The sequence below is a fragment of the uncultured Sneathiella sp. genome (assembly GCF_963976355.1).
Classification (GTDB): domain Bacteria; phylum Pseudomonadota; class Alphaproteobacteria; order Sneathiellales; family Sneathiellaceae; genus Sneathiella.
Genome location: NZ_CAXBKA010000018.1, coordinates 1 through 11,053 on the forward strand (window position 1 = coordinate 1; position 11,053 = coordinate 11,053).

General features: G+C 47.7%; 10 protein-coding genes. 1 reads left to right on the forward strand and 9 read right to left on the reverse strand.

The features are described from left to right. Positions 1-140: 140 nt before the first annotated feature. From AAC599_RS19765 to AAC599_RS19790, 6 genes are all read right to left on the reverse strand, one after another. Entirely contained in the window at positions 141-1,469 is a 1,329-nt protein-coding gene (locus tag AAC599_RS19765) for an APC family permease (protein ID WP_340152100.1), read from the reverse strand. A 55-nt stretch (positions 1,470-1,524) separates the two neighbouring features. Continuing rightward, positions 1,525-1,959 (reverse strand): hypothetical protein, encoded by a 435-nt coding sequence (locus AAC599_RS19770; RefSeq protein ID WP_340152101.1) that lies wholly within the window; start codon positions 1,957-1,959, stop codon positions 1,525-1,527. Positions 1,960-2,040: 81 nt separating this feature from the next. Then, a complete protein-coding gene (locus tag AAC599_RS19775; RefSeq protein ID WP_340152102.1) occupies positions 2,041-2,766 on the reverse strand; it encodes a copper resistance protein B in 726 nt (241 codons plus the stop codon). After that, on the reverse strand, positions 2,763-4,520 hold the full coding sequence (locus AAC599_RS19780; protein WP_340152103.1) for a copper resistance system multicopper oxidase: 1,758 nt from the start codon (positions 4,518-4,520) through the stop codon (positions 2,763-2,765). Before AAC599_RS19780 ends, AAC599_RS19775 begins: the two co-directional genes overlap by 4 nt. A 64-nt stretch (positions 4,521-4,584) precedes the next feature. Then, positions 4,585-5,142, reverse strand: coding sequence for a cupredoxin domain-containing protein (locus tag AAC599_RS19785; RefSeq protein WP_340152104.1), 558 nt, complete (start codon positions 5,140-5,142; stop codon positions 4,585-4,587). Positions 5,143-5,298: 156 nt separating this feature from the next. Further along, positions 5,299-5,649, reverse strand: a complete 351-nt coding sequence (locus AAC599_RS19790) for a hypothetical protein (protein WP_340152105.1) — start codon at positions 5,647-5,649, stop codon at positions 5,299-5,301. A gap of 534 nt (positions 5,650-6,183) precedes the next feature. On the opposite strand from AAC599_RS19790, the gene AAC599_RS19795 reads away from it, so the two are divergent. After that, positions 6,184-8,334, forward strand: a complete 2,151-nt coding sequence (locus AAC599_RS19795; protein ID WP_340152106.1) for a DUF87 domain-containing protein — start codon at positions 6,184-6,186, stop codon at positions 8,332-8,334. 116 nt (positions 8,335-8,450) lie between these two features. On the opposite strand, the gene AAC599_RS19800 is transcribed toward AAC599_RS19795, so the two are convergent. From AAC599_RS19800 to AAC599_RS19810, 3 genes are all read right to left on the reverse strand, one after another. After that, the gene (locus AAC599_RS19800; protein WP_340152107.1) at positions 8,451-9,371 is read right to left on the reverse strand and encodes a hypothetical protein; all 921 of its coding nucleotides are present in this window, start codon (positions 9,369-9,371) and stop codon (positions 8,451-8,453) included. A 343-nt stretch (positions 9,372-9,714) separates the two neighbouring features. After that, positions 9,715-10,116, reverse strand: coding sequence for a hypothetical protein (locus AAC599_RS19805; protein WP_340152108.1), 402 nt, complete (start codon positions 10,114-10,116; stop codon positions 9,715-9,717). 444 nt (positions 10,117-10,560) lie between these two features. Next, positions 10,561-11,053 (reverse strand): helix-turn-helix domain-containing protein (locus tag AAC599_RS19810; RefSeq protein WP_340152109.1); only part of this gene is annotated, 493 nt, incomplete at its 5' end.

The window sequence follows — 11,053 nt, forward strand, 5'->3', positions numbered from 1 at the left end:
GGGGCAACTCTCCAGGTTTTCGTATTGGCTTCTGGATGCGTTTCCAATTCTGGGGAAAATTGGCTAATAATTGCAACGTAATTCATTGAATAGCTGGGAACAAAATGCCCTAGAAAACTTAGCCGGAGGCACAACTCTTTCTAAGCTTCTGGATTTTCCTGCCACTTAAGGAAAAATCTCTCGCCAACAAAGATCACGGCGATCCCGATTAATGCGGCATAGATAACCAGCATATCAGTTGATGCTTTTACAATCAGGAAGGCACCAAGAACGATGATATCGAATATGATTGCCGCCAAAACGATAAATCCGTTGGCATTGACCTCATTGCGCAAATACCGATACACCCCCCAATGAATTAAAATATCCATGATGATGTAGAAAATCGCGCCGAGGGATGCAATGCGGCTCAGATCAAAAAATATGGTCAGGAAAATAGCAATCACGACCGTATAAACCAGCGTGTGTTTCTGGATATCTCCCGGCATCCCGAAATGACTGTGCGGCACCAGTTTCATGTCGGTAAGCATGGCCAGCATCCGCGAAACGGCGAAAACACTGGCAATTAGACCCGAAACAGTTGCGACAATTGCCAATCCTACTGTAAACCACAGCCCGTAATTACCAAAAGCCGGACGCGCAGCCTTCGCCAGCGCGAAATCCTTTGCCGCGACAATTTCGTCTAACGTCAGGTTTGCGGCAACCGCAACAGCGACAAGCACGTAGATGACAAAACAGATCAAAATCGAGATGATGATCGCCCGCCCAACGTTCTTGTGAGGATCAACGATTTCCGATCCACTATTTGTGATGGTCGTAAATCCTTTGAAGGCGAGAATGGCCAGCGCCATAGCGGCGAGGAATCCTGTAACCGGCATATCCAATGACGGTTTTGGTATAACACTTTCAAACGAGATGTCTGCGATCCATAAACCGCCAGCCGCAAATACAATAATTCCGCCGATCTTGAGAAACGCCATAAGAAGCGAAAATCCACCAATCAGGCGATTGCCGGATATGTTGAGCAAGAAGGCAAATATTAAGACACCGACGCCTAAAGCCGTTACAGCCCAGCCAACAGGCTCGGCATCGAACAATTGCATTGTGTAGGTGCCGAATGTCCGCGCCACCAAGCTTTCGTTGATGACCATGGAAAAGTACATGAGCAATGCACCGCCCGCTGTGACAACTCCCCGGCCATAAGCTTTTTCAAGAAACATGCCTATCCCGCCAGCGGAAGGATATGCGTTGGACATTTTGACATAAGAATATGCGCTAAAAGCAGTCACGACAGCCGCCGCGAGAAAGGCGAGGGGGAACAAAGCGCCGGCAAGTTCCGCAATCTGGCCCGTCAGGGCAAGTATGCCCGCGCCGATCATGACGCCGGTTCCCATGGAGACGGCGCCAATAAGTGTCAGGCTATCTTTTTTATAGTGCGCTGAGCGTTTATTGTTCTGTTGTGTTTCCATCGCTCTTCTCTCCAGTCTGGATATTAATTCTGAAGTACGTTGTCCATATCATACACTATTGGTTTACATGGGCTGAGAACGGCAATTCTCCGTTCGAAAGAGCAAGCCTCAAATCAATAGTTTCACCGACCTTCAAAGGTTCTTGGAAATTAGAAAGCCGCACAAATATATGAGTGGTTGTCAGATCAATACTTTCCTCTCGCAGCAATGTTATTGATCCAAGCTCCACGTAATTTTTATTGCCTATCCTCCCCATAATTTTTGACTGTAAGTTATCGGAATTTGAAACTCCGATAATTGTCAATTTCTCAGGGCTACTGTTGACAATTCGAAAGCGTAAGTCTCCCGACGTATCCTGATCGGATATAGTCACAACGGCATCGTGGATTTCAGCTGGTTGAAAATAGGCATCTGTATTGTCGGCAAATGCTGGTGCCTGATGCACCAAGAATAACGTTAACAGTAATGATATAATATGTATTCTAGGCATGATGTTTCCGTAGTTGGGGCATATATCTGGAGAGAGCCTTATGCCCCCTCCAGAATCAGTAAAAATCTGTAATCCGACGTTTTAGAACATCAGCTTGGCGCCGATAACGGCATACCAAATATCCGCACTTTCACCCTCTGCTTCGACGAAATTTGCGGTCTGCCCGAACTTGCGCTCATAGACAACACCAACGTAGGGCGAGAGAATTCTATCCCAGACGTCATAGCTCAGCCGCAAACCTGCCTCCACACTGTTAATACCGGAGCCTACACCGATTTCCCGATCACTCGAAAATGCTGCATCAATATTCGCGGAAGGCGTCAAGGTCAGATAGTTGGTTAGCAAGATTTCGTATTCGATATCGAGATCGGCAGAGAGCTTCCCCTTTTCACTGAGGAACAAATGCGTATCCACCTCGATCCATTGCGGGGCAAGCCCACTCAGACCAACCACACCATACCAACGGTCGGGCCCTTCGGGACTCGAATATCGAACACCCCCTTTAATGTCCCAAAAATCCGATATGGGGGTTTGCAAGGCAAGCTGGTTGGAAAGGGATTCAAAACGATTAACATTCAAATCCAACTCACCACTGCCTTCCCACCGGAGTTTCAATTCATCGGTCCCGATAAAGGCGTCGCCATCAAAAGCAAAAAGTTCTTCTCCGCCTTCTCCATAGCGGTATTCAAGCTCCTCCATCTGAATGCCATAGTAGATATTCGACTTTTCCATCGTATGACCGGCAACAGGCATCAGAACAGAAAAGCTGAGGGCCGCCGCGAGGAGGGGTTTCTTCAATTCAATCATTGCAGTTCTCCCTGCTCAGACGGATTAAGGCTTGCAGATTTCGGACCGCCTTCGACGACGATCTTCCGGAACATTCCGGCATCCATATGGAAAGACAGGTGACAGTGGAACGCCCATTGACCGGGTGCATCAACCTCTGTCTCTGAATAAACGGTTGTTCCCGGAGCAACGCTGATGGTGTGTTTGATCGGATCCCACTTGCCTGCGCCGACATCCAGAATGCTCCACATACCATGCAGATGCATGGGGTGAGTCATCATGGTTTCATTGACGAACTTAAAGCGGACACGCTCGCCATACTGGAGAACGACAGGATCAGCGTCTTCGTACTTTACGCCGTTGATGGACCATATATACCGCTCCATATTCCCGGTCAGGCGCAACTCGATCTCCCGCGTAGCTTCCCGATCCTCATAGAGAGGTTTTTGCGCCTTCAGATCCGCATAGGAGAGGAACTTGCCGCCATTTGCGGCTGTCGGGACAAGCCCGCTGCCGTTTGCATAGAAGCTATCCTTTTCCTGCTCCATCCCTGCCATGTTCGAATGATCCATGCCTTTCATATTGGAGTGATCCATTCCTTTCATGTTTGAGTGATCGTTACTCTTCATTTTGGAATGGTTCATTTCTTTCATCGACGAATGATCCATCCCGCTCATGTTTGAATGGTCCATACCCGCCATATTGCCGTGGTCCATACCCATATCCGCCATAGTGAGAAGCGGCGGCTCCGTCATTTCCGGAATTTCCGCAACCAAGCCGTCGCGCGGCGCGAGAGTGGCCCGTGCATAAGCGGTTCTGCCCATGCTCGCCCCGAAAATGGTGTAGGCCTTTTCGTCCATGGGCCGAACGATAACGTCATATGTCTCGGCCACACCGAGGCGAAGCTCGTCGACCGTGACAGGCTGCACGTTGTTTCCGTCCGCAGCAACCACCGTCATCTCCAACCCCGGTATGCGCACATCAAAATAGGTCATGGCTGAAGAATTGATAAACCTTAGGCGGATACGTTCTTTCGGCTCGAACAACCCCGTCCAGTTTTGATCAGGTCCTTTGCCATTGATGAGTGGAGTAAAGCCCTGTACATCCTCAATATCTGTCTTCATCATCCGCATGTCGCCCCAAGCCATCCTGTCATCGACGGTAGCTTTAAGGCCGTTCTTGCGGATATCCGAAAAGAAATCGCCAATTGTTTGCTGCTGACGATTGTAATAGTCCGCGGACATTTTCAAGTTTCGCAATATCCGGCTGCCGGAATGAGGGTGCGCATCGGTGAACTGAACCACATAGTCCTTGTCGAAACGAAACGGGTCGCGTTTTTCAGGATCGATCACAATTGCACCGTAGGCTCCGTCGGGCTCCTGAAATCCGGAATGGCTATGAAACCAGTAGGTTCCGGATTGCACGATCGGAAATTTATAGGTGAAGGTTTCACCCGGCTCAATTCCGGGGAAGCTTATTTTAGGCACGCCGTCCATCTGGAAGGGGAGGATAAGACCGTGCCAGTGAATTGACGTAGACTCATCGAGATTATTTGTCACATTGATCGTGACATCTTCTCCTTCCTGAAACCGGAGAACCGGTCCGGGAGATTTTCCGTTGTACCCAATCCCTTCCTTCTCGAAATTACCCGTATCGATAAGCACCTTATCGACTGTCAGGTTGTAGGTTTTTGCAATACTCAAGCCGGGCACAAGAGCAATCCCTGCGACCATCGCAAGGCCAAACAACATCTTTTGCATGAATGAATTTCTCATCCTGCTGTTCCTTTCTTTTTTTGAAAAATTGGAATGCGCAGCCGCTGTGGGCTGCGCAAAACATTTACTCAAAGTGAACCGCACCCATCATGCCGGAGGCATAATGGCCGGGAACATTGCAGGCGAATTCCAATTCGGCATCATCCGAAAATTTCCAGATAACTTCCGCCGTTTCCTTCGGTTCCAACAGCACACTGTTCGGATCGTTATGTTCCATGGTTTTTCCATTTCCCATATCCATCTTCATCATGTCCCGATTGATCTTGTCGGCTTCCAACACGCCATGCTCCATCATCATCATCATTTCTTCCTGATGTGCGGCATGCATGGCGGCTGTCCCGATATTGAATTCATGAACGAATTCTCCGGTATTGATGACCTTGAAGCGAACCGTTTCACCTTTCTTGATGGAAATCTCTTCCGGCTCGTAAAAATTATCTCCCATCTTGATCTCGATGGTTCGACTGACGTCCGCTGCGTTACCAGGGATACCAATTCCCGATTTCCCGCCGTGACCGCCATCGTGGCTGCCGGCTGCAACAGCAATCGCTGAACTTAATGTCAAAATGGCAGTGAGAGTTACTCCGGCAATACCGGACAAAAAAGTACGCTTAATCTTCATGTTATCAGTTCCTATTCCAGTCTCCATCTAATGCAGACCTCACTTCGGTCAGGCAGGGAGACAGATTCAAAATTCAGTATTCGAAGTTTGGGAAAGACGCATAACCGCATTGACAGCACAAACATGGCTGCCTTGAGAAATGGCCTAAAAGAGGAACTAATTTTTTGGGGGTTGCTCGGGTGGTGCAGAGGCCGAGGACGCCACTTGCACAGCAAAGGCATCAAACGAAGTTTTTGTTCCAAATGCTGTCGGCGTTACCTGAAAATTTGCAGGTAAACTGATGGCACAAGAAGTCATGCCGCATTTTTCAATATGATTATGCCGGTCGGTTTCGTGGCTTTTGGACAAATCATCTGCCGCTGAAACCATGAAATGAGTAGCACTCTCAATCGCTTGATGACTTTCGGCAGACGGTATAATCGCAAAAACATTAAGCGCAATGGCAATCGCCATGAAAAGGCTCACGCTTTTTCTGCACCAGTTCATATTTTTCCGAATTTCTGCCAACTGTTTCTCTCTAAGAAATACACTCTCATAGTCTATTTATATCCTGCCGGTGGATATTTCAACAGCCATTCCCGAAACGTTTATATACAGTGACGTGCGCAAAAGATCGAGGGTTAGAAATAAACAGCCCCCATGCAATGTTTAATCCTGTATCAGTCCAGTGGATTTGCAGCTAATTGCAATTGAAAAACAAAGTTGGTTATTAAAGCATATCCCTAATCGAGTGGGAACACTCTTTAGATATCTCATACGTAAGATATCTCATACGTACTTTCAATCTTCGTCAACATTGATCAAATTCGCATATTACGCTTTGTAGGTATCCCGCTCAGCGATCTGAAGAAGGTATTATTTTCTATGATTAAGCGATCATACGTCACTACATGGTTAGAACTATGTATCAATATTAGGATGGGAGGTCACGATTCGACTGATTAACGGAGCGTAAATTCTCTCGCCAGTGGTGTATCTATTCTTTAGTATTGGAATAATACTTATTTAATTCGCAATTCCTAACAAGAATGAGAGACTGACTTGACGGAGAAAAAGGGAAGAACTGTTGCGGCAATAGTATACCTGCTGACCTTAGCGGCCATTCAATTATGGGTCGTTGGCCAAGGCTTCCCCTTGAATGAAAAATTGCTTTGGTTTGCAAACGGCTTTGCGAGCTTGGTCCTCGGTAGTCGGTTACTCAACCCGCATTTTACGCCACCAGCAGATGTTGCAACAAATTCATTTGTGGCAGGCGGAACACTCATAGCAGCTGTAGCTGCAAACCCAGCTGGCTATGGCGATCAAGCAATAATATGGGTAGCATTCATAGTCTGTACGGCCTGTTTCCTATTTGCCCTATTGATTTTGCTCGTAAAGAGAACTCACGGGCTAGAAACTCGACCTTGGGTACTCGGGATAGAGCGAATTATTCGTGCTATCGGCGCGCCCAACAACATCTTTACATTCGTTATTCTGGTTTTGGCATGGGTTTTTCATCGCCAGTCCACCAACGAATTGTTCGCGATATTAACCGCGTGGACAATCATAGTTGGATTGAATCCCATAGAAGCCATGATCCAGCATATGGGATGGATTTTCGGAAAAATTACGAAGGACGAGGCGAAAATCCTTGGTGTTGTTGCAGCCCATCAAGCTCCCGGATTAGTGCTGATTAGACAGGACGATGATGTGCGACATGCTTCGGGTACTCTTATGGCTATCTCTGACGATCAAGGCCCTACGACTCTTGGCATTGCGCTAAACTACGTAGGCAGAGATGACGGCATTCTGTTGCGGACGCTAAGTTTACCTGTTCCGCTAGCATTAAAAGCGAAGACCGCCGCTGCAGCTGTAGGGCATGGGGCCGCCACTCTGCTCTCCCTTGATACCCCCGAGGCGCAGGAGATTCGAGTCCTCGAAAAAATTAGTTCCCTATGCGGTATTGTGGATAGCGACTCTGATCTCGAATTTATCCAGATCGAAGTGATCAATGATCGAGAGATATCTGAAGGGCGTCTTGTCGACGTCAAGCTCAGAGAAACCGACGTAATCTATCAGGTGATAGACGGAGTTACGCGGGAAGAAGCCGTGCAGCAAAAGAATAAGTATGGCTACGTTCGCGCGAAGGCGCGGAAGATCGGAAAATGGAGTGCTGAGCATGGGAAATTTGAGCCAGTCGAATGGCTTCCGCGAATAAACGCACCTGTCTTCGTGAAAACCACAGATGATTTTGTTCACAACGCAACCGCTGTTGGGCATTTTCCGGGCACAAACTATCAGGTTTCCATCGATATCTCTGATGCCGTCACGCATAACACAGCTATTCTGGGCATACTTGGTATCGGAAAAAGCTACCTTTCCATTGAAATGGTCGAGAGAATGCTCGCCGCAGGAATTAAGGTCATTTGCCTAGATCTGACGGACCAGTATGCAACATTGCTTTCAGATTTCATCGATGATACTTATCAGACTAAAGTAAATGCAGATCTGTCGGCTGCCGCAAATGGTCGTCCAGTCGCTCAAGGCAAGGATGAAGGCGGCTCGATACATGCATTTAGCGATGCCGTAGAAGAAAGATTGGCGCAATTTCTCGAAGCAAAAACTCAACAATCCATATTGATATTTAATCCGGCAGGCTTTCGTGTAAGTAAACAAGTCACGAATGCGTATAATGGAGCTGCAGCTTTCACCGATCTAACGCCGTCGGAAATTACTGCAATCTTTTCAAGCTCCGCACTCAAAGCATGCCAAGATTTGGGGATGACCGATCATGCACGAGCATGCTTGATCTATGAAGAGGCCCACAGTTTGGTTCCTGAATGGAATTCGGTTGCGTCGGATGGAGATAAGAACGCTACTGCGGCCAGTGCCCGCGCAATATTACAGGGTCGAAAATTTGGGTTGGGCTGTTTGCTCATTACACAACGAACTGCAAATGTTACGAAAACGATCCTAAATCAATGCAACTCGATCTTTGCCATGAGAACCTTTGACGATACCGGCAAAGAATTCCTTGGGAATTACATCGGCACAGAATATGCGCGGGTTTTGCCGAGCATCAAAGAAAGACACGCCGTCTTTTTTGGCAAGGCGTCATCATGTGACGATCCTGTTTTAATCCGTCTTAACGATAGGCAGAATTTCGTCGAGAGCTTCCGAGAACAACAAGCTGACGACACAAATGGCGATTAAGTGCCAGTTTTTTTTGGAGAAATCTCCAAACAATCGCGGGATTATATAGTTGGAAGCTATTTTTAAATTTACCCTTGTTCATAGACACACAGTTTCCGATTTTTTAAAATTTCACCTCACCATGTCTTCAAATCTTCCAGCACCCAGCGCTCCCGGGTTATCATGCGGACAGTTGCGGAAAACCTCGTGTGAATTTTTGCACCGAAGCCGTTGGTCGCATCGACATAAGAGGTCACTTTCCAGCGCCCGCAATCGAGCATAACAGCTCCGCCATCCAACCATGGGAAATCTGCGCTATCGAAATTTTTCAATCTCTCCTCAACTGCCGAATGTGCCTGTACAACGGCTTTAATTTCATCTCCGCATTTTTCCCGTTCTCCAATTTTTCTCTGCTTTTCTGCCTCTTTCATCGCAGCAAGACGTTCGGCCTCCAGAACTTTCTGCTTCTCTTGCTGCAAACGCGCCACTTCCTTCTTGTAAGACTCCGGGTCTATGTATTCTAATTCCTTCAACCATCTGTCGTCTCTTCCGAGAGTTTTGAGCTTTTCCAGATAGGCGACCGGATCGCTCTTCCTGAGAGCTGTCTGCTCTTCCTTTATGTCGAGTTGCGTATGTACATAAAACGCTCCGAGCGCAAAGATGCAGACCATCGCCGCGGACGTCCAACGCGCCCTGCCGAAAGGGATCGGCTGCGGCCTCCAGAGACAGATGGTGTAAACAATCGCTATCACACCGGCAAGGAGAGCAGGGATATATCCGTGCTCCTCAGCAAACATCGCCAGAACGGGTGGAACGGTAACCAGCAGCAAGATCAGCATGAATATGGCTTTGGCGGGAGATTTCTCCCGGGATTTTTGAGGGGCAACCTTTCGGATATCGGATTCTTCGCTATTTGGTTCTGAGACGGCTCTCTCCACCGTAACTCCAAGATTGATAATCTCTTCTGCCTCTCTTCCGCTGACCCGCAACAGTGCATAGCGGTCGTCACTGAAACTGATGTTTAAAACAATACTCCTGCCAAGATGCGTTTCCTCCATTATTGAGCGTATATTCTTTGGAACTTAGAGCTTGTTTTTCATAAAGCTGACCGGCACCTCAAGCGCGGCGACTTCTCCCTTTCTCCTTATCAGTTTAGCACTCCCGTTCTTTTTGAAATCTCCACCGATCACTCTGATCATGATCTGTCTCCCGTAGTTTGATGATCGTTCACCCCGGAGCCATGGGGGAGTGGTAAATGCATGCCGTTAATCGCCTGTAGCGCACTGAAATCGGCTTAAGGCTATATCGAGGTAAAAGGATGAAAGTGGGGCATAACACAGCGTAGTGAGCTTTATTTTGCCCTATATCAGAATATGCTTACCAACAGTGCTGCGAAGCTGGTTAGTTATACCATTCCTCACTGAACCAAGGATTTTTGCTGGCCGTTCCAACGACTACGCCGTCACTGATCAAAAGCCTGTATTCCTCCCAGCCGGTATAGGCACCATAACTGTTTTTGGCATTCACATTGGTATAGACCATATAGCCATAGACAGTCGGATCACCGCCGAGGACCGGAGCATTTCTCAGAAACGCCTTGAAAGGTATTCCGAATCGATATTGGGCCGAGAAGGGATCTTTCAGCCGTGTCTGAAAATAGCCCTTGATGATGGTTTCATAGTTATCCGGATAGATACCATAATCGGCTGAAGCCAGAACGTCCGGGTCTACCGGTTTGGTGCTGGAACAACCTGTCAAAGCGAGTGCAACAAGGCATGCAAATGCGATCATTAAATGTTTCATGAAGTTTCCCCTCGATACCAGCACAAGCAGCGCGCCCGCTGTTGCCTGATATTCCTGAACCTTGGTAGTCGGGGAGTTCGTAAACCGAACAAAGTACGGTCCCTGTAGTCTTTAGCCGAGGGCCTGTTGTATACACCACAGGCTCCCCGACCATAAGATCAAGGAAACGATATCATTTCCGGTTGATATCGACCGCTTTGTTAGGGGTTACGACGCCCCAGAACCATGCGTCTTGGTTCCACTTATACGATAGAGGGTATGGGGCTGAAATAGAAGGGAAAAATTGGAAGAACAGAAATATAGCTCAGCCTAAAAATTAAATCTTGAAGCCATTGAAGTTTTTCATAAAGGTGAAACGTTTTTGTTCTGGCAACCGGGTGCCCAATACTCTCGTTGTTTAGACACAGTAGATTCCTTCGCTGACGGATATCTTACCAGCATTTGTCATTTTCGGGCTTTCGGTAAAACATGATTGTCCGTCTCACAGAGACTATGATCACCAAGTGTCTCAATGACGCGGCAATCGGCGATCCGTCCTCCTTTGCATTGCTCGACCATACGTTCAAGCTCGTGGCGAAGCGCCTGAAGACGTTGGAGTCGCTTACCAATGTCCTCCAACTGTTCTCTTGCAATCGCATCTGCTGCCTCACATGACTGATCTGGATCGTCGGCCAAACTTATCAGGTCCCGGATGGCTTTTAGAGGAAAGCCAAGCTCCCGCGCATGGCGGATAAAACTGAGCCGCTGGACAGACGATTCATCATAAATCCGTTGATTTCCCTCTGAGCGCTGTGGCAATGGCAAGAGGCCGATTTGCTCGTAATACCGAATTGTTTGAACGTTGCAGCCTGTGCCTTTGGCTACACGACCGATGGTGAGCATATTGGACATGTTAATTTTCTCCTTGAACCTATAGTTACTGTAGATTGTATATATG